The 23800-nt window shown below is 73.0% G+C and carries 23 protein-coding genes; 12 read left to right on the top strand and 11 right to left on the bottom strand.

Features of this window, described 5'->3' with window-relative positions; translation table 11 throughout:
* Positions 1-36: 36 nt before the first annotated feature.
* From ACFYZQ_RS06895 to ACFYZQ_RS06885, 3 genes are all read right to left on the bottom strand, one after another.
* Positions 37-738: a ferritin-like domain-containing protein gene (locus ACFYZQ_RS06895; protein WP_389142435.1), complete on the bottom strand. Its 702-nt coding sequence runs from the start codon at positions 736-738 to the stop codon at positions 37-39.
* A gap of 140 nt (positions 739-878) precedes the next feature.
* The gene (locus ACFYZQ_RS06890; RefSeq protein ID WP_389142433.1) at positions 879-1199 is read right to left on the bottom strand and encodes a hypothetical protein; all 321 of its coding nucleotides are present in this window, start codon (positions 1197-1199) and stop codon (positions 879-881) included.
* A 29-nt stretch (positions 1200-1228) separates the two neighbouring features.
* Positions 1229-2134, bottom strand: coding sequence for an NAD(P)H-binding protein (locus ACFYZQ_RS06885; RefSeq protein ID WP_389142431.1), 906 nt, complete (start codon positions 2132-2134; stop codon positions 1229-1231).
* A gap of 132 nt (positions 2135-2266) precedes the next feature.
* Between ACFYZQ_RS06885 and ACFYZQ_RS06880 the strand changes: the two genes are divergently transcribed.
* Positions 2267-3136 carry a LysR family transcriptional regulator gene (locus tag ACFYZQ_RS06880; protein ID WP_389142429.1) on the top strand — a complete coding sequence of 290 codons (870 nt, stop codon included), beginning with the start codon at positions 2267-2269 and terminating at the stop codon, positions 3134-3136.
* On the opposite strand, the gene ACFYZQ_RS06875 is transcribed toward ACFYZQ_RS06880, so the two are convergent.
* The 3 genes from ACFYZQ_RS06875 to ACFYZQ_RS06865 all read right to left on the bottom strand — a co-directional run bounded on the left by ACFYZQ_RS06875 (position 3112) and on the right by ACFYZQ_RS06865 (position 6319).
* Positions 3112-3843 carry an FG-GAP repeat domain-containing protein gene (locus ACFYZQ_RS06875; RefSeq protein WP_389142427.1) on the bottom strand — a complete coding sequence of 244 codons (732 nt, stop codon included), beginning with the start codon at positions 3841-3843 and terminating at the stop codon, positions 3112-3114. The two genes, ACFYZQ_RS06880 and ACFYZQ_RS06875, sit on opposite strands and share 25 nt — an antisense overlap.
* 17 nt (positions 3844-3860) lie before the next feature.
* Entirely contained in the window at positions 3861-4694 is an 834-nt protein-coding gene (locus ACFYZQ_RS06870) for a lysozyme (RefSeq protein ID WP_389143221.1), read from the bottom strand.
* An 86-nt stretch (positions 4695-4780) separates the two neighbouring features.
* The gene (locus ACFYZQ_RS06865; protein ID WP_389142425.1) at positions 4781-6319 is read right to left on the bottom strand and encodes an MFS transporter; all 1539 of its coding nucleotides are present in this window, start codon (positions 6317-6319) and stop codon (positions 4781-4783) included.
* A gap of 129 nt (positions 6320-6448) precedes the next feature.
* On the opposite strand from ACFYZQ_RS06865, the gene ACFYZQ_RS06860 reads away from it, so the two are divergent.
* The 6 genes from ACFYZQ_RS06860 to ACFYZQ_RS06835 are packed head-to-tail and all read left to right on the top strand — an operon-like array spanning position 6449 to position 11867.
* Complete coding sequence (locus tag ACFYZQ_RS06860) at positions 6449-8053, top strand: ATP-binding protein (protein ID WP_389142423.1); 1605 nt, start codon at positions 6449-6451, stop codon at positions 8051-8053.
* On the top strand, positions 8050-8457 hold the full coding sequence (locus ACFYZQ_RS06855; protein ID WP_388793491.1) for a roadblock/LC7 domain-containing protein: 408 nt from the start codon (positions 8050-8052) through the stop codon (positions 8455-8457). Before ACFYZQ_RS06860 ends, ACFYZQ_RS06855 begins: the two co-directional genes overlap by 4 nt.
* Positions 8454-8801 (top strand): DUF742 domain-containing protein, encoded by a 348-nt coding sequence (locus ACFYZQ_RS06850; protein WP_389142421.1) that lies wholly within the window; start codon positions 8454-8456, stop codon positions 8799-8801. Before ACFYZQ_RS06855 ends, ACFYZQ_RS06850 begins: the two co-directional genes overlap by 4 nt.
* Positions 8782-9408: an ATP/GTP-binding protein gene (locus tag ACFYZQ_RS06845; protein ID WP_389142419.1), complete on the top strand. Its 627-nt coding sequence runs from the start codon at positions 8782-8784 to the stop codon at positions 9406-9408. The genes ACFYZQ_RS06850 and ACFYZQ_RS06845 overlap by 20 nt, the downstream gene beginning before the upstream one ends.
* Positions 9405-10613 carry a cytochrome P450 gene (locus ACFYZQ_RS06840; protein WP_389142417.1) on the top strand — a complete coding sequence of 403 codons (1209 nt, stop codon included), beginning with the start codon at positions 9405-9407 and terminating at the stop codon, positions 10611-10613. Before ACFYZQ_RS06845 ends, ACFYZQ_RS06840 begins: the two co-directional genes overlap by 4 nt.
* A gap of 27 nt (positions 10614-10640) precedes the next feature.
* Positions 10641-11867: a cytochrome P450 gene (locus ACFYZQ_RS06835; RefSeq protein ID WP_389142415.1), complete on the top strand. Its 1227-nt coding sequence runs from the start codon at positions 10641-10643 to the stop codon at positions 11865-11867.
* Here ACFYZQ_RS06835 and ACFYZQ_RS06830 read toward each other — a convergent pair.
* The 3 genes from ACFYZQ_RS06830 to pgm all read right to left on the bottom strand — a co-directional run bounded on the left by ACFYZQ_RS06830 (position 11864) and on the right by pgm (position 15896).
* Positions 11864-13558 carry an FAD-dependent oxidoreductase gene (locus ACFYZQ_RS06830; RefSeq protein WP_389142413.1) on the bottom strand — a complete coding sequence of 565 codons (1695 nt, stop codon included), beginning with the start codon at positions 13556-13558 and terminating at the stop codon, positions 11864-11866. The two genes, ACFYZQ_RS06835 and ACFYZQ_RS06830, sit on opposite strands and share 4 nt — an antisense overlap.
* Before the next feature lie 194 nt (positions 13559-13752).
* Positions 13753-14199, bottom strand: coding sequence for a hypothetical protein (locus ACFYZQ_RS06825; protein WP_389142411.1), 447 nt, complete (start codon positions 14197-14199; stop codon positions 13753-13755).
* Positions 14200-14255: 56 nt separating this feature from the next.
* The gene (pgm, locus tag ACFYZQ_RS06820; protein ID WP_389142409.1) at positions 14256-15896 is read right to left on the bottom strand and encodes a phosphoglucomutase (alpha-D-glucose-1,6-bisphosphate-dependent); all 1641 of its coding nucleotides are present in this window, start codon (positions 15894-15896) and stop codon (positions 14256-14258) included.
* Positions 15897-16060: 164 nt separating this feature from the next.
* Here pgm and ACFYZQ_RS06815 point away from each other — a divergent pair, with 164 nt between their 5' ends.
* The gene (locus tag ACFYZQ_RS06815; RefSeq protein WP_389142407.1) at positions 16061-17026 is read left to right on the top strand and encodes a MerR family transcriptional regulator; all 966 of its coding nucleotides are present in this window, start codon (positions 16061-16063) and stop codon (positions 17024-17026) included.
* Positions 17027-17056: 30 nt separating this feature from the next.
* On the opposite strand, the gene ACFYZQ_RS06810 is transcribed toward ACFYZQ_RS06815, so the two are convergent.
* Both ACFYZQ_RS06810 and ACFYZQ_RS06805 read right to left on the bottom strand, forming a co-directional pair.
* Positions 17057-19207: a tetratricopeptide repeat protein gene (locus ACFYZQ_RS06810; RefSeq protein ID WP_389142405.1), complete on the bottom strand. Its 2151-nt coding sequence runs from the start codon at positions 19205-19207 to the stop codon at positions 17057-17059.
* 216 nt (positions 19208-19423) lie between these two features.
* Positions 19424-20308, bottom strand: coding sequence for a helix-turn-helix domain-containing protein (locus tag ACFYZQ_RS06805; protein ID WP_389142403.1), 885 nt, complete (start codon positions 20306-20308; stop codon positions 19424-19426).
* Positions 20309-20445: 137 nt separating this feature from the next.
* Between ACFYZQ_RS06805 and ACFYZQ_RS06800 the strand changes: the two genes are divergently transcribed.
* The 4 genes from ACFYZQ_RS06800 (at position 20446) to ACFYZQ_RS06785 (ending at position 23794) form a co-directional block, all read left to right on the top strand.
* On the top strand, positions 20446-21189 hold the full coding sequence (locus ACFYZQ_RS06800; RefSeq protein WP_389142401.1) for an SDR family oxidoreductase: 744 nt from the start codon (positions 20446-20448) through the stop codon (positions 21187-21189).
* Between the two features lie 65 nt (positions 21190-21254).
* Positions 21255-21470, top strand: a complete 216-nt coding sequence (locus ACFYZQ_RS06795) for a tautomerase family protein (RefSeq protein WP_389142399.1) — start codon at positions 21255-21257, stop codon at positions 21468-21470.
* A gap of 54 nt (positions 21471-21524) precedes the next feature.
* Positions 21525-22379 (top strand): hypothetical protein, encoded by an 855-nt coding sequence (locus tag ACFYZQ_RS06790; protein ID WP_389142397.1) that lies wholly within the window; start codon positions 21525-21527, stop codon positions 22377-22379.
* Between the two features lie 287 nt (positions 22380-22666).
* The gene (locus tag ACFYZQ_RS06785) at positions 22667-23794 is read left to right on the top strand and encodes a SchA/CurD-like domain-containing protein (protein WP_389142395.1); all 1128 of its coding nucleotides are present in this window, start codon (positions 22667-22669) and stop codon (positions 23792-23794) included.
* Positions 23795-23800 lie beyond the last annotated feature (6 nt).

Raw genomic sequence — 23800 nt, 5'->3', positions numbered from 1 at the left:
CATAACGACGGCCCGGCAGACCGTGCGGCGACGCCATCAGGCCAAGATCGCGCGGACCACGGCCTTCGACGACGCCATGACGTCGGCGACGAACCGCAGCCGCCCGACGTCCAGTCGGCGCAGGGCCGCACCGTGGTCGGCGGCCACCACCAGGCAGACCGCGCACAGCAGGAGCTGCCACCCGGCCGCCACCGGACGGCGCAGCGGGCGGGGCAGTTCACGGAAGGAGGCGTGCAGCCGCTCGCAGTGGAAGGGCACGTGGCGCTGTTCGTCGGCCAGAACGCGGGCCGCCACGTCGGAGGCGAGCGGGTCGTCGGCGCCGTCGCGCAGGGCCCGGTAGTAGCGCAGCGCCACCACTTCGGCGATCATCAGCACCAGCAGTTCCGTACGCAGCCCCATCAGGTGCCTCAGCCGTACGAAGACCGCGTCGCTCCAGTGGCCGGCCAGCGTCGGCATGCCACCGGCGGCCAGCAGACGCGCCAGCAGCCGGGCGTGGTTCTGTTCCTCGGCGACGAACAGCTTCACGGCGTGCGCGTAGTGGGGGTCACCGGCCTCTTCCGCCTTGGCGATGAGGCCCGCGCCGTCGCCGTCCTCACCGACCTGGAAACGCTGGATGCTCGCCCACACCGCGTGGTGCAGGGTCGCTCCCCGTTCCCAGTCCGGGTCGCGCGCCGCCCGTCTGCGCTCGTCCTCCTCCTCGAAGCTGCGTGTCCAGTCGGCGAATCCGCTCGTCGGCACCCGGTCTCCCCTTCGTCCCCGCGGCACGGCTGCCGTGCCCTGGTCGTGAAGGACGCGGACGGTGGCCGGATCGTTCCGGCGGGGCGGCGGTGCTCTGCCGCCCCGCCGGCTCCGGAGCGACGGAGGCCGAGAGGGAGGGGTCAGCCGACGTCGGAATCGATGCCGGTGATCACCGCGGGCCCCAGGGGAGCGCTGTCCGGGTCGAGACCCGCGTGGCGCAGCGCGGAGTCAGCGAGACCGCGGGCGTCCTCCTCGGCGTGGGCGCCGCTGTCCGCCTCCACGGACAGGCGGATGGTGAAGGTGTTGTCGTCGTTGACGGTGAGGGCGTCCAGATCCTCCGTACTGCCCGTCCGAGTGGTGTGGGGATCGGCCGGCCGCAGTGCCCGGCTCAGCCGCGCTCGCTCGTCCTCCTCGATCCCGGTGGTGAAGGTGCCGGGAACGGTGATCAGGTACGTGGTCATGACGATCCTTTCCTCGGATGTCACACCGCCTACCCCTGAGAGCCGGGTGCCATCACGGCCGGACGGAGTACGTCCTCGCACCACTGGCCGAATCCCGTGGGCGCCGTGTCCGGGGTACTCGGCTGGTCGGCGCCGTAGAAGCCCTGTTCGCTCAGCGCGTCCGCCATGTCGGCCAGCCCCTGCGCCCAGGCCGCGCTCACCCCGCGGCTCAGCAGCGTCTCCTTGAACTGCGCACTGCTGACGGCCTGGAAGCGCACCTCGCGGTCCAGCACCTCGGAGACGACCCGTGCCATGCCTTCGGGAGTCAGGTCGTCGGGCCCGGCCAGCTGGACGTCGTCCTGGCCGGTCCAGGAGTCGTCCAGCAGCAGCCGGGCCGCCGTGGCGGCGATGTCGCGGGTGGCGCAGGTGCGCAGCACCCGGTCCGGCGCCGCCGCCAGGAAGAACACGCCCCCGGTGCGGATCGACTCGGCCTGGCCCAGCAGGTTCTCCATCAGGAACGGCGGGCACAGCGCCCGGTAGTGCACGCCCATGGCCGCGATTCTCTCGTCCATGGCGAGCGACGCCGAGATCTGCCCGGCGTTCTTCGCCACCGAGCGGCCCAGTGTGGAGACGCCGACGACCCGTTCGACGCCCTGGCGTGAGGTCACCTCGCGCAGCGACTCGGTGAACGCGTGGAAGTGCCCCTCGACGCTGTCGGCCGAGGGCGTCGGCGGCACCAGCCAGAACAGGCGGTCGGCGCCCGTGCACGCCTTCCCCAGGACGCCGGGGTCGGCGTGCGACCCCTGCACCACCTCGACCTGTTCTCGCACTCGCGTGGGGAGGCGGGCGGGTTCGCGGGCGATCACCCGGATCCCCGCCGCGGCGTCCGGGACGTCGAGGAGGCGGTCGAGGACCTGCCGACCGATCTGGCCGGTCGGGGTGGTGACGACAATCATGAACGACTCCCTGCAGTGATGGTCCGCCGGATGTTCCGGATGCCGTCGAGCCTGCTGCGCGGGGCGCGGGAACTGAAGGATCGGTTCACTCCCGCTTGTTACCCTCCGGGTAACACCGAACGGAGGGGACGTATGGACTCCCGCCTGCTGCGCTACTTCGTCGCCGTCGCCGAGGAGCTGAACTTCGCCCGCGCCGCCGAGCGGCTGGGCATGTCCCCGCCTCCCCTGTCCCGAGCGATCCGCCAGTTGGAGACGGAGCTGGGCGTCACCCTCCTGGAGCGGACCACCCACAGGGTGACACTGACCGCGGCGGGAACGGTGCTTCTCCCTCAGGCGCGGTTCGCCCTGGACGCCCTGGAGGCGGCGGGGCGGCGGGCCCGGCGCACCGCCGCCGAACCCGGACTGGTGCTGGCCGTCAAGGCGGACGGCGACGGGGGGCTGCTGGAGCCGGTGCTGGCGCGTTACGCGGCCGAGCCCGGAGCCGTGCCCGTCGCCGTCCGGCTGTGCGACTGGCAGGAGCAGCCGCGGCTGTTGCGGCGGGGAGAGGCCGACGCGGCCCTGGTTCACGAGCCCTTCGACCGCACGGGGCTGGACACCGAGACGCTGGCCGCCGAACCGCGTGTGGTGGCCCTGGCCGCGACTCATCCCCTCGCCGCCCGCGACAGCCTGGCCCTGGCCGACCTCGGGCTGCGCCCCGGCGAGCTGCACCGGTACATCGACGAGATCCGCGGTCAGGGCCGTGATCTGGCCCAACTGCTCACCCTGGCGGGGCTCGGCAGCGTGGCCCCCGTGCTGCCCGCTTCGGTCGCCGCCCGCTATCCACGCCCCGGGGTCGTGTACCGGGCGCTCGTGGACGCACCGCCCTGCGTACTCGCCATCGCCTGGCCGCAGCAGTCCCGTTCGGCGGCCACGGCCGCGCTGGTACGCGCCGCGGTGGCCGTCACGGAGACCGGCGCCGAAGCCGTACGGGAGCGGGGTCACTCCCCCGCGCACCTCGGGTAGAACGAACTCAGGCCGTCGGTCGGCATGTTGTCGGGTGTGTCGTCGTCCGTCTGTTCCGCGTCGACGGCGTACTTGCCGGTGTAGCTCCCGATACCCGCGGCCTTCTCGCCGAGCAGGCCGTGGGTCGCGTACACACCGTCACCGTTGTAGATGAACGCGGCGAGGTCGGGGTACCGGTCGTGGTTGTAGTCACCGACGGCCAGACCGCGGGTTTCACCGAGGCCGACGTGCCGGGGGGCGTGGCCGCGGCCGGTTCTGGAGAACGGGCCGCGCCTGAGTTCGGACAGGCGCGGTTCGATCGGATCGTCGCCCCGCCACGGCCCCGTGGCCGTGACGAGGAGATCGGCCCATCCGTCGCGGTCGAAGTCGGCCACGACGGCGAGTCTGTCCTCCTTTCCGTGCCCGGTCCCGCCGACCAGTTCGCGGACCCCGACCCGCCTGCCGTCGCCGGAAGGGGTCCCGAAGGTGATGGTGAGCCGGGCGCCGGTTCCGGAAGGGTCGAAGGCGCGGTCGCGGTGGCCGTCGGCGTCCAGGTCCGCCAGGAGGACGCCCGTCCCGGTCACACACGGCTCGATGGCGGACGGCTGCGCCGGACGCGGAGGCGCCGTCCCCTGGAAGGTGTCGAACGAGCCGGCGAAGACCGCCAGGGCCGCCGCCACGACGGCGACGATCCGGCGCGGCCGGATGGTGTGCGCGGTCAGGGGCATCCGCGCATGATGCCATGTCAGTTCCTGGCGAAGCTCTTCAGTTGGTCGACGGAGCCGTTGAACCGGTCGTGATCGCCCACTGTCGGCCCGGTCGAGGTGTACTGCCACATGGTGTACGACGACCAGCCGGCCGGCAGGTCGCCCACCGCCGACGCGTACCGGGCGACCCACAGGGGGTTGGTCTTCCCGAAGCCGGTGTGGCTGCCTGTGCAGGTGTTCCACCAGGAGGTGGCGGTGTAGACCACGGCGTCGCGGCCGGTGCGGGACCTGTACCGGTCGAGGAAGTCGCGGATCCAGGTCACCATCGCGCTGGGTGTCTTGCCGTAGCAGTCGTCGCCGTACGGGTTCCACTCGATGTCGAGCACTCCGGGCAGGGTGACGCCGTCGCCGCTCCAGCCGCCGCCGTGGTCGACGAAGTAGTCGGCCTGGGTGGCTCCGCCACTGGTGTCGGGGGTCGCGAAGTGGTATGCGCCGCGGATCATGCCGACGCCGAGCGAACCGCCGTACTGCGCGGAGAAGTAGGGGTTGGTGTAGTAGGTCCCCTCCGTGGCCTTGGTGTACGCCCATCTGACGCCGCCGTCCCACAGGGTCGGCCAGGCGACGTCGCCCTGGTAGCTGGCGACGTCGACACCCTCGGTCTGGCCGGCGCGCGGGCCGGCCGAGGCGGGGCTCGAGCCGTCGTGGGCCGCCACGCCCATGCCCATGCGGGCGGAGCCGCGGACCGGGGTGTCGTCGGCGGAGGCGGGGACGGTGAACGGGGAGAGGAGCAGCGCCAGCAGGGCGGCCGGGACACCGGCGGCGAACAGGCGGGCACGCTGGGGGTGAAGGGCTATGAGTGGTCGCACAGACATCATCTGATCGGCAGTCGACCTTCGTCGCACGCCGGGACCCGCCGCATGACGGCCCATCGGGGACAGAAGGCTCCGTACGAGTGAGGTCAGCCCTGACCTGCGTGGGTGTGGCTGTGCGACACCTCGGGCGCGCGGTGCCGCGACATCGCCCTGCGGTCGCGCAACCAGTCGTGGACCGCCAGGCCCAGTGCGCACAGCACGGGCAGGACGCCGGAGCCGACGGCCAGGGCGACGGCGGTGCGGTAGTCGTGGGGGTGGGCGCCGAGTGCCACGTAGAAGAGTCCGGGCAGTGCCGCCGTGCCGACGGCCCCGCCCAACCGCTGCCCCGTCTGCAGGGCCCCGCCCGCCGCTCCCGCCATCCGGACCGGTACGTCCCGCAGGGTCATGGTCACGTTGGGGGAGATAACGCACCCGCTGCCCACACCGCCTACGAAGAGGGCGGGAAGGGCGAACCAGACCGCGCTGTCACCGGGTGCGAGGCGCAGGATCAGCGCCGTGGCGCCCAGGCCCAAGGCGACGGCGGCCAACCCGCACACGGTCAGCAGCCGGCCGAAGCGCTCCACCAGGCGGCCGGCGATCGCCGCGGCCGCGGCGGAGCCGATGGCGAACGGTGTCACCGCGAGCCCGGACTGCAGCGGGCTGTAGCCCTGGCCGTTCTGGAAGAAGAGGGCGAACACCAGCCACACTCCGCTGACGCCGACGAAGTACAGCGCGGCGATGGCGGCGCCGACGGCGTACCCGCGGGTCTCGGTCACCAGCCGTGGGTCGAGCAGCGGCCGGCCGTCACGTGCCGCGGCCCGCCGCTCCCACCGGGCGAACGCGGCCAGGAGGACCACCCCGGCCAGGAAGAGCCACCACAGCCGCTTCACCCCGCCCGATTCCGCCAGCACCAGGGGGAACATCAGCGTCAGGACCCCGCAGCCGAGGAGCAGCACACCGACCAGGTCGAGCCGTTCCCGCCGGCCCGGCGCCAGCTTGGGCAGCAGCCGGAGACCGAGGAGGAGTGCCAGGGCACCGACCGGTACGTTCACGTAGAAGATCCACCGCCATCCCTGGGGGCCGTCGGCGAGCTTGAGGATCAGCCCTCCCACGACCGGCCCCACGGCGCTGGAGATGCCGACGGTGGCGCCGAAGAGCCCGAAGGCCTTCCCGCGGTCGGCTCCGCGGAACATCTGCTGGATGAGGGCGGAGTTCTGCGGGGCGAGGCAGCCCGCGGCGACTCCCTGCGCCAGCCGGGCCGCGATGAGCAGACCGATCGTGGGGGCCGCGCCGGCCGCGGCGCTGCACAGCACGAACCCGCCGAGGGCCAGCAGGAAGACACGCCGTCGGCCGATCATGTCCCCGATGCGCCCTGCGGTCACCAGCACCAGGGCGAAGGCCAGGGCGTAGCCGGAGACCACCCACTGGATGGCGGGTGCCGAGGCGTGCAGGGCCCGTTGCATGGAGGGCAGCGCGACCGCGACGATCGTCACGTCGAGCAGGCTCATGAATCCGGCCACCAGTGTGACCGCCAGGGCCTTCCAGCGCCTGGGGTCGCTCCCGTCACCCCCGTGTGTGCCCAATTCCACCGGTTCGCTCCTGTTCCCTGCGGTCACGTCATTCGGGCGAGTACCCGTTTGATTCATGCAATGAGTCCGGAACCTTTCCGATCCGATCAAGAACTCTCGTATAGTGACCGCCAGTTGAGCACCAAGCGTCACCACTCACTCACATCTGCCGGTGCCCCTGTCCGGCAGCTGCCCTAGGACCCACTGATGACCGCGCCCACACCTGACGGCGAACGCCCCACCCTCCGCACGATCGCCCCCGCCCTGGCGCTGACCGGCCTCCTTTCCGCGCTCGTCGTCGTCACAGCGGTCGACCTGGCGCCGTCGTCGGTACGCACTCCGCTCGCCCTGGGGGCGAGTGCCGCGGCACTGGTGCTGTGCGCGGCGGTGGCCTCCGCGGTGCACGCCGTGCAGGGCGAGCGCGGCGCCCGGCGCAGGCTGGAGACCGTGACGCAGGACCTCGGCCGGCTCCTGCAGCAGCAGGCCCGGGCGACCGAGGAGTCCCGGCAGGAGCAGCAGCGCCTGATCGACGAGCTGGCCGAGCAGCGGGCCGAACTGACGGAGTCCTTCCACCGGGAACTGGGCCGGATCGAGGCGGAGGCCGCACAGGAGCTGGACCGCCTCGACCAGGAGAACGCCGACCTCGCCGCGCGGCTCGAGCGCGCCACCCGGGAGCGGGCGGCGGCGATCGCCGCGACGTCCAGCGCGGCCGGCCGTATGCAGGCCCTGGCCACCGCCACCCTCGCCGACCTGCGCGCGATGGAGGACCGCCACACCGACGAGGACGTCCTCGCCGACCTCCTCCACCTCGACCACCGCACCGCGCAGGCGGGCCGGCTCGCGGACTCCATCGCCGTCCTGACCGGAGCGCGCACCGGCCGCCGCTGGGCGCGGCCCATCGCGATGGAGTCGATCCTGCGCGGCGCCATGGGACGGATCAGCGGCTACCGGCGGGTGCGCGTCCACTCGGTCAGCGACACGGCCGTCGCCGGTCACGCGGCCGAGGGCGTGATGCACGCACTGGCCGAGCTGCTCGACAACGCCGCCAACTTCTCGCCCCCGACGGCCGAGGTCCACGTGTACGTCGAGGAGGTGCCGGCCGGCGCCATCGTGTCCGTGGAGGACAGCGGACTGGTGATGGGCGACGTCCAGCTGCGCCGCGCCGAACGGGCGGTCGCGGGCGACAGCTCCGAGCTGGGCGGTCTGACCGGCACCCGGCTGGGGCTCGCCGTGGTCGGCCGACTGGCCCGCAAGCACGGTCTGCGTGTGTCCTTCCGGCCGTCCGCGCGCGGCGGCACCGGGGTGTTGGTGCTCATCCCGCAGGAGATCCTCACCGGCCCGCACCCCGCCGAACCGGTGGCGGCCGTCGCGCCGCCCGCCGCCGAGGGGCCGCGTCCCACGGAACCGGACGCCCCGGCCCCGGTCGCCGAAGCGCCGCGGACGGACCCGGTCCCGCTGCACGAGGCTGCGGACGACGACGCGGACGACGCCGACGACGAGCCGACGTCGCTTCCCAAGCGCCGCAGGGGCCGTACCCTCGCCGCCGCCGAGCGGGCGAGGCCCGCGCCCCGGTCCGCCGAGCCGGGCGGCACTCCCCCGGCCGCCGGGCCGGGCCGTACGCCCGCCGCCGACGACGCCAGGGTCCGCGCCGCCCGTTTCAGCAGCTTCCGCCGGGCCGTGCGCACACCTGCCGCGGACCACACCGCGCCGGACCACGCGACGCCGGACCGCACGCCGTACGACGACACCGCGCCGCCGAACACGAACCCCTCCCACCCACAGGCCCACCCGGAAGGCGACACCACCTCATGACCGGCACGACCACCGCCGACGAGAAGCTCACCTGGCTCATCGAGGGTCTTCTGGAGCGCACCCCGGGCGCGCGGCACGCACTCGTGCTCTCCCGCGACGGGCTGAAACTGTGCCGTACGCCCGAGCTGAGCGTCGACCAGGCCGACCAGCTCGCGGCCATCGCGGCCGGCATCCAGTCGCTGTCGCACGGGGCGTCCGTGGAGTTCGGCGACGGCAGCGGAGGCGTGCGGTCGGCGATGACCGAGTTCTACGGGGGCGTGCTGTTCATCGTGGAGGCCGGTAACGGCGCCCACCTCGCCGTCGTGACCACCGAGGACGCGGACCCCGGGATGGTGGGGCACAACATGAGCGAACTGGTGGAGCAGCTCGGCGAGCACCTGAGCGCTCCGCCGCGTACCTCATGAGCCGCCCCGGCCGGGACGACGCTCCCGACCGCCTCTACACCATCACCGGTGGACGCAGCCGGTCCGGCCCCGACAACCCCTTCGACCTGGTAACGCTCGTCGTCGCCGAGTCCGCGCCGGTCACCGGGATGCAGTCGGAGCTCGCGGCGATCCTGCGCCTGGCCGAGTCCCCCACCTCCGTGGTGGAGATCGCCGCGGAGCTGCGGCTGCCCGTGAGTATCACCAAGGTCCTGTTGTGCGACCTGCTCGCGGCGGGCCGGGTCAGCGCCCGCCACCCCCGCAGACCGGCCGTTCACGACCCCGACATCCTGGAACAGGTGCTCGTTGGACTCCGTAACCTCTGACGCGCGCACCCCGCTGGGTGCCTCCGCCGACAACGGTCTGAAGATCGTGGTCGTGGGCGGTTTCGGCGTCGGCAAGACCACGCTGGTCCGCTCGGTCAGCGAGATCCGTCCCCTGAACACCGAGGAGACGATGACCCGGGCGGGCGAGACGGTCGACGACATCCGGCAGGTGCGCGGCAAGAACGCCACCACCGTCGCCTTCGACTTCGGCCGGATCACGCTGGACGCGCGCAACGTGCTGTACCTGTTCGGCGCGCCGGGCCAGGAGCGGTTCTGGTTCCTGTGGGACCGGCTGTTCTCCGGCACCCTCGGCGCGGTCGTCCTCCTCGACACCCGCCGGATCGACGAGTCCTGGTACGCCATCGACCGGCTAGAGCACCACGGCACGCCGTTCATCGTGGCCTGCAACGATTTCGGCGGCCCCGCGCACCCGCCGGGCGCGGTCCGCGAGGCCCTCGACCTGGACCCGCACGTGCCCCTGGTCGACTGCGACGCCCGCTCGCGCGAGTCGAGCAAGCAGGTGCTCATCACCTTGGTCCAGCACATCCAGCAGCACTACGCCGGCCGGTCCGCCCCGGCGGCCCAGCCCCGACAGGAGTTCGTGTGACCCCCGACGCCGTTCCCCTCGGCGGACCCCTGTTCCAGACCGAGCCCGCACGCCTGTACCGGGAGATGCGGCGCGAGCACGGCGCCGTCGCCCCGGTACTGCTCGACGGTGACGTACCCGCCTGGCTGGTGCTCGGCTACCGCGAACTGCACCAGGTCACCGGCGACCCGGTGCTGTTCAGCCGCGACTCCGACCTGTGGAACCAGTGGGACACGATTCCCCCGGACTGGCCGCTGCTGCCGATGATCGGCCGCAAGCAGCCGTCGATCCTGTACACCGTCGGCGAACGCCACCGGCAGCGTGCCGCGATGATCAGCGACGCCCTGGAGGCGGTGGACCCGTCCGCGCTGCGCGGTCACGCCGAGCGGTTCGCCGACGAGCTCGTCGACGCCGTGTGCACCGTGGGCGAGGCCGACCTGGTCGCCCAGTACGCGATGCTGCTGCCCGTGCGTGTCCTGGCCCGGCTCTACGGCTTCTCCGACGAGGAGGGACCGGGCCTGGTCACCGCCCTCAACGACATGATCGACGGCCGGGAGCGGGCCATCGCGGGCCAGACCCACCTGGGGGCCTCGATGGCACAGCTGCTCGCCGACCGCAGGGCGCGGCCCGCGAACGACGTCGTCTCCCGGATGCTCGCCGACGACAGCGGGTTCAGCGACGAGGAGATCGCCCAGGACCTGATGGTGATGATGGCGGCCGGGCACCAGCCGACCGCCGACTGGATCGGCAACTCCCTCAGGCTGATGCTCACCGACGACCGCTTCGCCGCCTCCCTCTTCGGCGGCCGCAACAGCGTCGCCGAGGCCATGAACGAGGTGCTGTGGGAGGACGCGCCCACCCAGAACGTGGCCGGCCGCTGGGCCTCACGCGACACCCATCTCGGCGGGCGCCGCATCCGGGCCGGTGACCTGCTGCTGCTCGGCCTGCAGGGCGCCAACTCCGACCCTCAGGTCCGCACCGACGGCTCGGCCCTGACCGGCGGCAACAACGCGCACTTCTCCTTCGGCCACGGCGAGCACCGCTGCCCGTTCCCCGCGCAGGAGGTGGCCGAGGTGATCGCGCGGACCGGCATCGAGGTCGTCCTCGACCGGCTGCCGGACATCGACCTGGCGGTGCCCGCCGGGTCCCTCACCCGCCGGCCCTCGCCCTGGCTGCGGGGCCTGACCGAACTGCCCGTGCGGTTCACGCCCGTACCCGCCCTCTGAACCCGTCCGCCCTGGAGGCATGTCACGATGACGACCGGTACCGAAGCAACCCGGATCGCCCTCGACCCCTTCGTCACCGACCTGGACGGCGAGAGCGCGGCACTGCGCGCGGCCGGTCCGCTCGCCGCCGTCGAACTGCCGGGCGGCGTCCCCGTCTGGGCCGTCACCCACCACGCCGAGGCCAAGGCGCTGCTCACCGATCCGCGTCTGGTCAAGGACATCAACGTGTGGGGCGCCTGGCAGCGCGGGGAGATCCCCGCGGACTGGCCACTGATCGGGCTGGCGAACCCGGGCCGCTCCATGCTGACCGTGGACGGGGCGGACCACCGCCGGATGCGCACCCTGGTCGCCCAGGCGCTCACCCCGCGCCGGGTGGAGCGGATGCGGGAGCGGATCACCAAGCTCACCGAGGAGCTGCTCGACCGGCTGCCCACCGGCCGGGACGTCGTCGACCTCAAGGCGGAGTTCGCCTACCCGCTGCCCATGTACGTCGTCGCCGACCTCATGGGGCTCGACGAGGCCCGGCTGCCCCGGCTGAAGGTGCTGTTCGAGAAGTTCTTCTCCACCCAGACCCCGCCCGAGGAGGTCATCGCGACCCTGACGGAGCTGGCGCAGATCATGGCCGAGACGGTGGCCGCCAAACGGGCGGCGCCGGGCGACGACCTGACCAGCGCCCTGATCCTCGCCCCCGAGGACGGCGACCGGCTCACCGACGAGGAGATCGTCTCCACCCTGCAGCTGATGGTCGCCGCGGGCCACGAGACGACCATCTCCCTGATCGTCAACGCCGTCGTCAACCTCTCCACCCATCCCGACCAGCGCGCGCTCGCGCTGTCCGGGGAGGCGGACTGGTCGGCGGTGGTCGAGGAGACGCTGCGCTGGTCGACGCCGACCTCGCACGTCCTGATCCGCTTCGCGACCGAGGACGTGCCGGTCGGCGACCGGGTGATCCCGGCCGGCGACGCCCTGATCGTGTCGTACGGCGCGATAGGCCGGGACGAGAAGGCGCACGGGCCGACCGCGGGTGACTTCGACATCACCCGCGAGTCGAAGAACCGTCACATCGCCTTCGGCCACGGCCCGCACGTCTGCCCGGGCGCGGCCCTGTCCCGGCTGGAGGCGGGGGTGGCACTGCCCGCGCTGTACGCCCGTTTCCCCGGGCTGGACCTGGCGGTGCCCGCCTCCGAGCTGCGCAACAAGCCGGTGGTGACGCAGAACGACCTGTTCGAGCTTCCCGTGCGGCTGAACGCCTAGGGCAGGTCGCCCGGGCCGATGAGGTCGGCGCGTGCCAGGACGGTGCCCAGGACCTCGCGCAGGGTCAGCGCGGGCTCCTCGACCGGGCCCGGCGACCGCCATGCCACGAACCCGTCCGGGCGGACGAGCACGGCGCCCCCGGGTGTCGTGCCGTGCCGCTCGGCCCAGTTCACGTCGCCCTCGGGCGTCAGGTCGGTGTCGGGTCCGGTGCCCACGCGGTACGAGGTCAGCGGGATCGGCATCTGTTCGGCGAGGCGGGTGGCGGCCTCGTGCCAGCCGCCCGTCCCGCCCTTCTCCTCCGCGTCGCTGAGCAGGACCATGTCGCGTTCGTAGAGGTCGAGGGTGGAGACACGCTCTCCGTCACGCCGCAGCCACATGTGCGGGGCCCGGCTGCCCGGTTCACCGGTCAGGTGCAGTGCCTCGGGGACGACCGGGGTCGCCGGGTCGGCGTCCACCACCGCGCCCTGCGGGTAGCGGTAGCCCAGGGCGACGTTGAGGATGCCGCGCTGCGGTCCGCCACTGCCCATGCCGGGGGCCGGGGCGAAACCCGGGTGGCTGTGCTCCACCGAACGGCCTGCGGCCCGGGCGCTGGTCGCCTCCGCGACCGGGCGACGCTCGGTGTCGTAGGTGTCCAGCAGCTCCTCCCCCGCCCAGCCGCCGAGCACCGCGGCCAGCTTCCAGGCGAGGTTGTGGGCGTCCTGGATGCCGGTGTTGGAGCCGAAGGCCCCCGTGGGGGACATCTCGTGCGCCGAGTCCCCGGCCAGGAAGACCCGGTCGGACCGGTAGCTGCGGGCGACGCGCTGGGCGGCGTGCCAGGGCGCCCGGCCGGTGATCTCCACGTCGAGGTCCAGGTCACCGACCGCGCGGCGGATGTGGTCGACGCACCGCTCGTCGGTGAACTCCTCCAGGGTCTCGCCGTGTTCGGGGTGCCAGGGGGCGTGGAAGACCCAGTTCTCCTTGTTGTCGACCGGAAGCAGCGCCCCGTCGGCGTCCGGGCTGGTCAGGTAGCAGACGATGAAGCGGCGCTCGCCCACCACGTCGGCGAGGCGGCGGGAGCGGAAGGTCATGCTGATGTTGTGGAACAGGTCGCCGGGGCCGCTCTGCCCGATGCCGAGCTGTTCGCGGACGGGGCTGCGGGGGCCGTCGGCGGCGACCAGGTAGTCCGCGCGGATGGTGGTGTGCTCTCCGGTGTCACGGCTCTTGACCACCGCGGTGACCCCGGTGGGGTCGGCGTCGAACGACATCAGCTCGGTGTGGTACCGCAGGTCGCCGCCCTGGCCGACGGCGTGGTCGAGGAGGACGGGTTCCAGGTCGTTCTGGCTGCACAGACACCATGTGCTGGGGCTGAACCGGGCCAGTCCGCCGCCCGGGTCGATCTCTTTGAACAGCCATTCACCCGCGTCGCCGACCAGGGTGGGGGTCTGCAGGATGCCGTGGTTGCCGGCCAGCGTGGCCGCGGCCTGCCGGATCCCGGGCTCGACCCCGGCCACCCGGAAAAGCTCCATGGTCCGTACGTTGTTGCCGCGACCACGGGGGTGGATGGACGTACCGGCGTGGCGCTCCACCAGCGTGTGCGGAACTCCCAGCCGGCCCAGGAACACCGAGGTGGACAGGCCGACCAGGGAACCGCCGACGATGAGGACCGGTACCCGGTGGGTGCCGCGGTCGGCGGAATCGGCTCTTTCCTTCATCACTCGCCTCCAGCGCGTCGTCTCCCCCGACTCGGCCGGAAACGGCCGGGACTGTCATGCATGCCCCGCGGGACGGAGACGGGCTCGGGCCGGTTCACCCGGCCGGAGGCGTCCGATCCGGCTAGTTGCTGGTTTGGAACGCGGCGAACGGTTCCCGGACAGGGCCCGGGGGCGGGCACGGCCGCCCCCGGGTGTCAGATACGGCCACCGGTGAGTCGGGTGAGGGGACCCTGCGCGGGGCGTCCCGCGCGGCGGCCCACCGCGTACGAGGCGGCGCTCACCGCGGTCAGGCCGGCTCCCGCCGCCACGGCGACGAGCTTGCGCTGGCTGATGACCGTCCAGGCCGTCCTGGCGGTCGACGCCACCTGGCCGGAGGCCGCGACGACCGCACGGCGGCCCGCCTCCAGCTTCTCGGCCCCGGCCTGCACGGCCCCGGTCGTCGCCTCGGCCGCAGCCCCGGTCGCCTTGTCGGCGCCCTCCTTGGCCGCTGACGTCGCGTCATCCGCCTTCGAGGCGGCCTTCTTCGCGCCCCGGGACGCCGGAGCCGTCGCGTCGGCCGCGGCGCTCCGGGCCTTTGCAGCCGTCCCCTGCTGGGAGTCGGACGTTCGCTTCGTGTCGTTGTTCGATTCACTCATGGACATCACCTTGCCGGTCAGTTGCCGGGCAAACAGGCCCGTCCGAAGTCGTCGAGTAGTCCTCAGCCGCCGAGTGCCGCCAGCACCACGGACTTCGCCTCCTCCTGTACCTGGGCGAGATGGCCGGCCCCGAGGAACGACTCGGCGTACACCTTGTAGACGTCCTCCGTGCCGGAGGGCCGCGCCGCGAACCAGGCGTGCTCGGTGGTCACCTTGATGCCCCCGATGGCGGCGCCGTTGCCGGGGGCCTCGGTGAGCACGGCGGTGACCGGTTCCCCGGCCAGGGACTCGGCGGTGACCTGGGCCGGCGAGAGCTTGGCCAGCAGCGCCTTCTCCTCGCGGGACGCCGGGGCGTCGATGCGGGCGTAGGCGGGTTCGCCGAAGCGGGCGGTCAGTCCGGCGTAGTGCTCGGACGGCGTCCTGCCGGTCACGGCGGTGATCTCGGAGGCCAGCAGGGCCAGGATGATGCCGTCCTTGTCCGTCGTCCACACCGAACCGTCCCGGCGCAGGAACGACGCGCCGGCCGACTCCTCGCCGCCGAAGCCGAGCGTGCCGCCGATCAGCCCGTCCACGAACCACTTGAACCCGACCGGCACCTCGACCAGTTCCCGCCCGAGGTCGGCCGCGACCCGGTCGATCATCCCGGAGGACACCAGGGTCTTGCCGATGCCGGTGCCGGCCGGCCACTGCTCGCGGTGGCTGTAGAGATAGGAGATGGCGACCGCGAGATAGTGGTTGGGGTTCATCAGGCCCGCGTCCGGGGTGACGATGCCGTGCCGGTCGGCGTCGGCGTCGTTGCCGGTGGAGATGGCGAACCGGTCCCGCTGCTCGATGAGGGAGGCCATCGCGTACGGCGACGAGCAGTCCATGCGGATCTGGCCGTCCCAGTCAAGGGTCATGAACCGCCAGGTGGGGTCGGTGTGCGGATTGACCACGGTCAGGTCGAGCCCGTGCTGTTCGGCGATCCGGCCCCAGTAGGCGACGGACGCCCCGCCCAGCGGGTCGGCTCCGATGCGCACGCCGGCCGACCGGATCGCGTCGAGGTCAAGGACGCTCGGCAGGTCGGTGACGTAGGTGCCCAGGAAGTCGTACCGGCCGGTCGTGTCGGCGGCGAGCGCCTTGGCGTAGGAGACCCGCCGTACGTCCTTCAGGCCGCCCGCGATGATCTGGTTGGCCCGGTCCTGGATCCAGGAGGTCGCGTCCGAGGCCGCCGGGCCGCCGTTCGGCGGGTTGTACTTGAATCCGCCGTCGGCGGGCGGGTTGTGCGAAGGGGTGACGACGACTCCGTCCGCGAGTCCGGTGGTGCGGCCCCGGTTGTGGGTGAGGATGGCGTGGGAGACCGCCGGGGTCGGTGTGTACCCGTCCGCGCTGTCGATCAGCACCGTCACGCCGTTGGCGGCGAACACCTCCAGCGCGGTCACCTTCGCCGGCTCTGACAGCGCGTGGGTGTCGGCCCCGAGGAAGAGCGGGCCGTCGGTGCCCTGGCTCTCCCGGTACTCGCAGATGGCCTGGCTGGTGGCGGCGATGTGGTCCTCGTTGAACGCGCTCGCCGATGACGATCCGCGGTGTCCGGAGGTGCCGAACGCGACCCGCTGCCCGGGCTCGGCCGGATCCGGGTGCAGCGCGTAGTACGCGGTGACCAGCCGGGCCACGTCGACCAGATCCTCGGGACCGGCCGGCGTGCCCGCTCGCTCGTGCGGCATGGGTGCGTTCCTCCGCTTCGGTTGATGTCTCGCTCGGCGTCTCATCTTTCCCCTTCGGGACACCTGTACGCGAGTGCGCCACCATCACGCTCGCCCAGGGCCGCGGCCGGACCACTCGGCCACGGACTTGAATCTCCCCCGGGGGGAGACGGAAAGGTGAGGTCATGGACGGCGATTCCCTGTACTCGATCGGTGAACTGGCGCGGCGCACCGGACTGACGGTCAAGACCGTCCGGCGCTACTCGGACCACGGCATCGTGGCGCCGGTTCGGCGTACCGCCGCCGGCCACCGCCGGTACGGCCCCGACGCCGTGGCGCGGCTGGCCCTGGTGCGCACGCTGCGCGAACTGGGGCTGGGAGTCGAGGCGATCCGCGGGGTCGTGCACCGGGAGCTGGCTCTCGGCGATCTCGCCGCGCGGCACGCCGCGGCCCTGGAGGCACAGATCGGGGTCTTGCGTCTGCGCCGCGCACTGCTGACGGCCGTCGCAAGGCGCCGGCCCACCTGTGAGGAGTTCGAGGAGATGGAGCACATGCACCGACTGGCCCGGCTCGCCCCGGCCGAACGCCGTCGCCTGGTCGACGACTTCCTCGAAGCCGTCTTCGACGGTCTCGGAGACGACGCGGGCTACGCCGCGGCCCGGTGTTCCATGACGCCCGAGCTCCCTGACGACCCCACGGACGAACAGGTCGAGGCTTGGGTGGAACTCGCGGAACTTTCCCTGGACCCGGGCTTCCGTTCCGGTCTGCGGCGCGGCGTGGCGGACCATGCGGCCGTCCGTCACGCGGGCGGCACCGTCCTGCCGCGCCCCGACGCGGTGGCGGTCGTCCGCGATCACGCGACGGCCGCCGTGCGGTCGGGCATCGCGCCGGACTCGCCCGAGGCGGGTCCCGTGGTCGCGGCGCTCACCGGGCACTGTGCCCGGGCCTTCGGCCGCCCCGACGACGCCGAGCTGCGGCGATGGCTGGTGCGGCGTCTGTCGGCCGCGCACGAGCCGCGCCGTGACCGGTACTTCGCACTGCTCGCCCTGGTCAACGGCTGGCCGACCCCGGAGCCGCTGGCACCGGCGGTCGAGTGGTCCGTCACGGCGCTGCGCGCACGGGCGGGCGACGACTCGCCGAGGAGGGCATGATCGTCGGCCGGTGGCGAGCCGCCTCGCCGGTCAGTAGTGGTGTCCGCAACCCACCGGGCCGACGCCTCTCAGAGCACAGGTCTCGTCCGCCGCGACCCGGATCCTCACCGCCTCCGCCTGTCGACCCGCGGCCTCCAGGGACCGTGCGAGGTTGTACTGCGTCTGCACCGTGGCGTACCAGTTGTCGTACTCCTCACGGATACGCAGTGACCCTTCCAGTGCGGTCACGGCCTCCTCGACCCGGCCCGCCGCGTGCAGGGCACAGCCGAGGCTGTTGAGCGAGTCGCCGTGGAAGATGCGGTCGTGCGCCTGGTGGAGCTCGCAGGCCTGCCGGAGGGCGGTGGCGGCCTCGGCGTGGCGGCCCATGTGGTCCAGGGCCAGGCCCAGGTTGTGCTGGGCCCGGCCCTCGTTCCACTCGTCCCGGAGGGCCCGGAAGCGGTCCCTGGCGCGCAGATGGGTGGCCAGGGCGACATCGTGGTGCCCGGTCCTGCGGTGGGCGAGGCCGAGGTTGTTCCAGGCCATGCCCTCACAGGTGGGATCCGCGATGCGCCGGAAGAGGTGGGCCGCGTGGGTGAGTGGTTCGAGGGCCGCTGCGGGGTGTCCGCCGCGCGAGAGCGCGTTGCCCAGGTGATTGCAGGCGGTGGCTTCGGCGTGGTCGTCCCCCAGCCGCTGGGCGACGGCACGTGCGATGCGGCTGACGGCGGCCCAGTCGTCGTAGAAGCGGCGCCAGCGCAGGTAGCCGGCCAGGTGCAGCGCCAGGCCGACACGGGCCTGGGGGTCGCCCTCGTCCGGCCACTGCACCGCGGCCAAGAGATTGGTCCGCTCGCTGTCGAACCAGGCCAGGGCGGTGTCCCGGCGCGCTGCGGCGGCGGGAGACGGGTCGTGGACCGGCACCGGCATATGGCGGTCGCAGTGCGCGGCCCGCCGGTGGTAGTGCGCTCTCGCCCGCGCCCGTGCGGTCCGCGCCTCCTCGGCCAGCCGGGGACCGGACGCGGCGGGGGCCGCCGCGTAGCTGCGCACGAGATCGTGGATGCCCCAGCGTACGGCCGTCCCGTCACCGTGCCGCTCCCAGGTCACCAGGTGGGCCCGGGCCAGGTCGTCGAGCACGTCCAGTGCCACGTGCTCCCTCAGGCCCATGATCTCCGCGGCGGTGTCGGTGCCGTAGTCGGCGCACGGAACCTGGGCCAGGAGGTACAGAGCCCGGGCCCGGTCCTCGGGCAGGCGACGCACACAGGCCTCGAAGACGGGGGCCAGCGACAGCGGCCTGCCGTACTGGTCCACGCCCTGGCTGCGGAGTGTGTCGGTGAGATCGGTCCGGGAGTGGAGTTCGTCGACCAGGGACGCCACATCCCGGCGTGAGGGGCGGTCGCTCAGGAGTGCGGCCGCGATCTGGAGGGCCAGGGGCAGGTGGCCGCACAGCCTGGTCAGCTCGCGCACGGCCTCGGCCTCCCGCTCCGGCCGTTCGTCGTCCGCCTGGCGCAGGCGCAGCGCCCTGGCGATCAGCTCGGCGGAGTCCTGCGGACACAGCGGGCCCAGGGACAACTCGCGGGCGGCCAGTGAGGGATGCGACTCGCGGGAGGTGAACAGGACGCGGTGCGCCGCGCCGCCGGGCAGCAGCGGCGGAAGCTGGCTCGGCTCGCACACGTTGTCGAGGAGCAGCAGCACCCGCTTGCCGAGGTCGGCGAGCCGGGCCAGCTTGCCGCGGTACACCCCGTAGGGGTCAACCTCCTCGGACGGCAGGTGGGCGCCGCCCATGTCGAGGGCGTACAGAAGGGACATGACGGCCTGCGCGGGCGTCACCGGGGTGTCCTCGTAGCCCGCGAGGTCGAGGAAGAGGGTGCCCCCGGTGAACCAGCCCTTGTCCTTGGCGATCTGCGCGGCCTGCAGGGCGAGTGTCGTCTTGCCGATGCCGCCCAGCCCGGTCACCGCCCACATCACGGGTGAGTCGGCGCAGGGGGTGTCGCCGGACGGCCGTAACCCCTCCAGGAGGAGGCCGAGTTCGCGTTCGCGGCCGGTGAAGCCGTGCTGGACCGTCGGCAGGGTGGAGACGGCGGTCGGCTCATGGGGCGCGTGCTCGCAGCCGGGGCCGAACGACACCGGCCCATGGAACTGACCGTTCCGGAAGTCGACGTGGTCGTGGTACCGGTCAGGGCCCGTGGGCCGATCGTCCCCTGTCTGCACCCGGTCCTCCCCCAGCGACGGTGCGGGCCCGGCATGGACCGCTTCGCGGCGCTACACGGTAGGGCATCCGGCGTCGCCGCGGTACGGGATCGGCCGATTCGCCCACTGTTGGTCCCGTCGTGGTACACGAGCCTCCCGAGGGCGGGTGCCATCGGCCGGGCAGCCCCGCCTCGCGCGCCCCGGGAGCAGGCCCAACCCCCGTCGAAAGGGTCGCGATCACCACGCGCGCGGTGAGGGTTCCGGCGACGGGGGCGGGCTGCCATCCGTCAGGTCCTGGGTGCCGATGACCGAGAGCAGCTCCAACTGGGCGGCGCCCTCCGTACCCGGCGGTGCGGTGAACCACAGCAGGCGCTGGCGGCCGTCCTCACTGAACAGGTTGTGGCAGTCCAGCTCGATCACGCCCAGGGCGGGATGGACGATGCGCTTGTGGTCGCTGCGGCGCAGGGCGACGTCGCGGGTCTCCCACAGGGCCGCGAACTCCTCGCTGTGCCGGCGCAGCGCGGCGACCATCCGGACCACCGCCGAGTCCTTGCCGCGCCGGGCGGCGACCGCCTGCAGGTCGGCGACGAACACCCGGGAGTGGTGAGGGTGGTCCTCGGCCGGGTAGACCGCGCGGGCTCCGGGGTCGGTGAACCAGCGGTACACGAAGCTCGCGGCGGGTCCGGTCGTCGCCGGGGGCGGGCCGAGGAGCGCCCTGGCCAGGGGATTCTGTACGAGTGTCTCGTGCAGGTCCGTGATCACCTGCGCGGGCGTGGTGGTGAGCCGGTCCAGCAGACCGAGCAGGGCGGGCTGGACGTGCGCGGCCGGGCCGTGCGCCGCCGGGGGCAGCGGGCGGTCGGCGAGGTGGAACAGGTGGTCGCGTTCGTCGCCGTTCAGCCGGAGCGCGCGGGCGAGCGCGGCCAGGACCTGGGCGGAGGGCTGGGCGCCGCGGCCGCGTTCCAGCTCGGTGTAGTAGTCCGCGGACAGCCCGGCCAGCTGGGCGACCTCCTCGCGCCGCAGTCCGGGCACCCTGCGCCGGGGGCCGGCGGGCAGGCCGACGTCGGCCGGGCGGACCCGGTCGCGCCGGGACTTCAGGAAGGCGGCGAGCTCGGACTGGTTCACCCGGCCATGATCCCGCGTATCGGCCGGCCGAGCCAGGGGTTGCCGACCCCCGGGTGGAGACAGCCATGGCTCCCACCGGGGCGCCGGACCACGCTGGAGGCGCAAGCACGGCACCACGCACTGTCGGAGGAGTAACCATGTCCACCCAGGAAGCGACGAGGGTCGCCGTCGTCACCGGCGGCTCACGCGGCATCGGCCGTGAGACGGTGAGCCGGCTGGCCGCCGACGGTCACGCCGTGGTGGTCGGTCACGCGGGCAACCGCGAACTGGCCGAGGCCGCTGTCAAGGAGGTAGCGGCCGCCGGCGGCCGGGCGGTCGCCGTCCGGGCCGACGTCGCCGACGAGGAGGACGTGGCCGCGCTCTTCGCCACCGCCGAGTCGCGGTTCGGCGGGGTCGACGTGGTCGTCCACGCGGCCGGACGCATGTATCTGTCGCCGGTCGCCGAACTGGACCTGGCGGAGCTGGACGCGATGCACCGCACCAACATCCGCGGTTCCTTCGTGGTCGCCCGGGAGGCCGCCCGGACCCTGCGCCCCGGCGGCGCGCTGATCACGTTCTCCACCTCGGTGGTGGGTCTGGCCTTCCCCGGGTACGGCGCGTACAGCGCCAGCAAGGGCGCGGTCGAGGCACTCACGATGGTGCTCGCGCGGGAGCTGCGCGGGCGGGACGTCACCGTGAACACCGTCGCCCCGGGGCCCACCGCCACCGATCTGTTCCTCGAGGGCAAGGACGAGGAGACGGTCGCCCGGCTGGCCGCCCAGCCCTCGCTGGAGCGCCTCGGTACCCCGGCCGACATCGCCGCCGTGGTGTCCTTCCTGGCCTCGCCGGCCGGTCACTGGGTCAACGGCCAGGTGGTCCGCGCCAACGGCGGCATCGTCTGACGGTCACCCACTCACCTCGAAGCCCCTTTCCGTCCCACCCCTTTCACACCCCAAGGAGAAGCACCATGCCGTTCGCCAACTTCAAGGTGCCCGCCGGAAGCCTCGACGACAAGCAGAAGGAGGAGATCGTCACCCGCGTCACCGAGCTGTACGTCGACCTCTACGGAGAGCGCGCCCGCGCCAACACCCTCGTCCTGGTCGAGGAGGTCACCGACGGCGGCTGGGGCATCGGCGGCAACGTCCTGACTCTCGCCATGCTCCAGCAGTCGTCCGAGGACTGACGCCCCGGCCCGCTGCGGGTGCGTGGTGGGCCGGTCCGGCGGAGTCTGGAAGACATGCCCCACGACGCGGTGGAGTCGGTGCTCGACGAGCTGTACACCACCCCGCCGGGCCGGTTCGTCGCCCGCCGGGAGGAACTGGCGGCCGCGGCCAGGACGGAGGGTCGTACCGATGACGCCCGCCGGATCCACGCCGCCCGCCGCCCCACCCTGGCCGCCTGGGCCGCGAACCTGCTGCTGCGCTCCCGTCCCGAGGAGAGCAGGCAGTTCCTGGAGCTGGGCCGGGCGCTGCGCGAGGCGTACCGCACGCTGGACGCCGCCGGCCTCAAAGAGCTGTCCGGAGAGCGCCGGCGGATCGTCTCCGTCCTGTCCCGGCAGGCGGCCCAGCTCGCCCGGGAGGCCGGGCACGGGCTGTCGGACGCGGCGCGGCAGGAGGTCGAGTCCACCCTGCGCGCGGTGCTGGCCGACCCGGACGCGGCCGACCGGTGGGCGTCCGGCCGCCTGGGTGGTGCGCTGACCCCGCCAGCGGACTTCGAGGCCGCCCGGCTGCCCGGCGTATCGCGGAAGCCGGCCCGGCGGACGGCCGCACCGCCGTCGGCGTCGGCCCGGGCGGACGAGCTCGCCGAGCGGCGCAGACAGCGCAGGCAGCAGCAGCTCGACCGCGCCCGCGAGGCGGCCGAGCGGGCCGCTCAGCGGCTGCGTGAGAAGCGCGCGGAACAGTCGGTGGCCGAGGCGCGACTGACCGATGCCGAGCGGCAGTTGGACCGGTCCCGCGAGATGCTGCGGCGGGCGGAACGCGAGCGGCAGCGGGCGGCTGAACAGCATGCGGCCGCCGGCGAGGCGCTGGCGCGGGCCGAACGGGAAGCACGCGAGGCGGCCGAGCGGGCCGACCGGCTCGCCGCCGACTCCTGACGCGCCGGGACATCCCCGAGCGGCCCCGCGTTCCGCGGTACTTCGGCCACGCAGGGGCGCTTGAGGGAACCGGACCCGCACGCCGGGCACCGGCCGACCGGGTGAGCCCGTACGGACGACCCTTCACCCACTTACCCCGCTGCGCTCGTGGTGTGGGACGGCACGGCGCAGGATCGTGCCCATGCGACCGGCGCGTTTACTTGCGCGGCGCGCCGGTCGCTGTCCGTTCCGCCCACCGGCCGCCCCTGACACCAGGCACAGGGGCCCGCGAAGGAGATGCGCACAGGATGACCACGATGTCTGAACGGGTTTCAGAACTGTCGGTGCGACAGGCGTCCCACCATGTCTCCCAGTCCGTGTTCGACGGCTCCAGGCTCCGGGTCGTCCTGCTGGTGGACGTCTACGACGGAGCCCAGCAGCAGTTCCTGGAAGCCTACGAGCAGCTGTGCAACCAGGTCGCCTCCGTTCCCGGGCACGTCAGTGACCAGCTGTGCCAGTCGATCGAGAACCCCTCCCAGTGGCTCATCACCAGCGAGTGGGAGAGCGCCCCACCGTTCCTGTCCTGGGTGAACAGCGAGGAGCACGTGCGGATGGTGGAGCCACTGCACTCCTGCGTCCGGGACACCCGGTCGCTGCGCTTCCACATCGTCCGCGAGACGGACACGGACACCACGGCCGGCAAGCGCCGACTGCAGGCGGCCCCCCGGATCGGTGACGGCGTGGTCCGCCACGCCCTCACCTTCACGGTCAAGCCGGGCAGCGAGGAGAAGGTCGCCGAGATCCTGGCGGACTACGCCTCGCCCGAGCCGCAGGTCGACGACACCACCCGGCTGTGCCGCACCTCCCTGTACATGCACGGCAACCGGGTGGTCCGCGCCATCGAGGTACGGGGCGACCTGCTCACGGCGCTGCGCCACGTCGCCCGCCAGCCCGAGGTGCGGGCCGTCGAGGAGGCCATCAACCCCTATCTGGAGCAGGACCGCGACCTGGACGACCAGGAGTCCGCCCGGGTCTTCTTCACCCGTGCGGCCCTGCCCGCCGTGCATCACGTGACGCAGGCCCAGGACGTCACCGAGGCGCAGCGGCACGCCTTGTACTACCCGGCCCGGGAGGGTCTCGGCATGCGACTGGCCGAGGTCCTCGCCGAGCAGGACGCGGTGGCGGCGAAGGACCCGCGCAGCCCGATCCTGCGCAGCACGATCTTCCAGCGTGACGATGTCGTCGTACGGCTGATCGACATGCGGGGCGCCCTGGAGGCGGCCGATCCCGTCGTCGCGCTCGGCCTGCCCGACCCCTCGCAGGCGGCCGAGCTGACCACGCTCCTCGACGCCGGCGCCAGGAGCGGTGACCCCGCGCGCCTGCTGGAGTCCGCCCGCATGGCCCTCATCACCGACCGCCGGTCGCCCGAGGTCTGACCGGCA

The organism is Streptomyces sp. NPDC001843, from assembly GCF_042891955.1.
GTDB lineage: Bacteria > Actinomycetota > Actinomycetes > Streptomycetales > Streptomycetaceae > Streptomyces.
The sequence above is the reverse complement of the archived record's forward strand: the minus strand, read 5'-3'. Positions and strand labels throughout refer to the sequence as shown.

What these genes read in the sequence shown, in the direction of transcription:
- ACFYZQ_RS06880 (WP_389142429.1), top strand. Translation starts at nt 2,267, where the DNA reads ATGGACTCCCGCCTGCTGCGCTACTTCGTCGCCGTCGCCGAGGAGCTG.
- ACFYZQ_RS06790 (WP_389142397.1), top strand. Translation starts at nt 21,525, where the DNA reads ATGCCCCACGACGCGGTGGAGTCGGTGCTCGACGAGCTGTACACCACC.
- ACFYZQ_RS06795 (WP_389142399.1), top strand. Translation starts at nt 21,255, where the DNA reads ATGCCGTTCGCCAACTTCAAGGTGCCCGCCGGAAGCCTCGACGACAAG.
- ACFYZQ_RS06865 (WP_389142425.1), bottom strand. Translation starts at nt 6,319, where the DNA reads ATGAATCAAACGGGTACTCGCCCGAATGACGTGACCGCAGGGAACAGG.
- ACFYZQ_RS06870 (WP_389143221.1), bottom strand. Translation starts at nt 4,694, where the DNA reads ATGTCTGTGCGACCACTCATAGCCCTTCACCCCCAGCGTGCCCGCCTG.
- ACFYZQ_RS06875 (WP_389142427.1), bottom strand. Translation starts at nt 3,843, where the DNA reads ATGCCCCTGACCGCGCACACCATCCGGCCGCGCCGGATCGTCGCCGTC.
- ACFYZQ_RS06830 (WP_389142413.1), bottom strand. Translation starts at nt 13,558, where the DNA reads ATGAAGGAAAGAGCCGATTCCGCCGACCGCGGCACCCACCGGGTACCG.
- ACFYZQ_RS06800 (WP_389142401.1), top strand. Translation starts at nt 20,446, where the DNA reads ATGTCCACCCAGGAAGCGACGAGGGTCGCCGTCGTCACCGGCGGCTCA.
- ACFYZQ_RS06815 (WP_389142407.1), top strand. Translation starts at nt 16,061, where the DNA reads ATGGACGGCGATTCCCTGTACTCGATCGGTGAACTGGCGCGGCGCACC.
- ACFYZQ_RS06825 (WP_389142411.1), bottom strand. Translation starts at nt 14,199, where the DNA reads ATGTCCATGAGTGAATCGAACAACGACACGAAGCGAACGTCCGACTCC.
- ACFYZQ_RS06785 (WP_389142395.1), top strand. Translation starts at nt 22,667, where the DNA reads ATGACCACGATGTCTGAACGGGTTTCAGAACTGTCGGTGCGACAGGCG.
- ACFYZQ_RS06885 (WP_389142431.1), bottom strand. Translation starts at nt 2,134, where the DNA reads ATGATTGTCGTCACCACCCCGACCGGCCAGATCGGTCGGCAGGTCCTC.
- ACFYZQ_RS06855 (WP_388793491.1), top strand. Translation starts at nt 8,050, where the DNA reads ATGACCGGCACGACCACCGCCGACGAGAAGCTCACCTGGCTCATCGAG.
- ACFYZQ_RS06850 (WP_389142421.1), top strand. Translation starts at nt 8,454, where the DNA reads ATGAGCCGCCCCGGCCGGGACGACGCTCCCGACCGCCTCTACACCATC.
- pgm (WP_389142409.1), bottom strand. Translation starts at nt 15,896, where the DNA reads ATGCCGCACGAGCGAGCGGGCACGCCGGCCGGTCCCGAGGATCTGGTC.
- ACFYZQ_RS06860 (WP_389142423.1), top strand. Translation starts at nt 6,449, where the DNA reads ATGACCGCGCCCACACCTGACGGCGAACGCCCCACCCTCCGCACGATC.
- ACFYZQ_RS06890 (WP_389142433.1), bottom strand. Translation starts at nt 1,199, where the DNA reads ATGACCACGTACCTGATCACCGTTCCCGGCACCTTCACCACCGGGATC.
- ACFYZQ_RS06835 (WP_389142415.1), top strand. Translation starts at nt 10,641, where the DNA reads ATGACGACCGGTACCGAAGCAACCCGGATCGCCCTCGACCCCTTCGTC.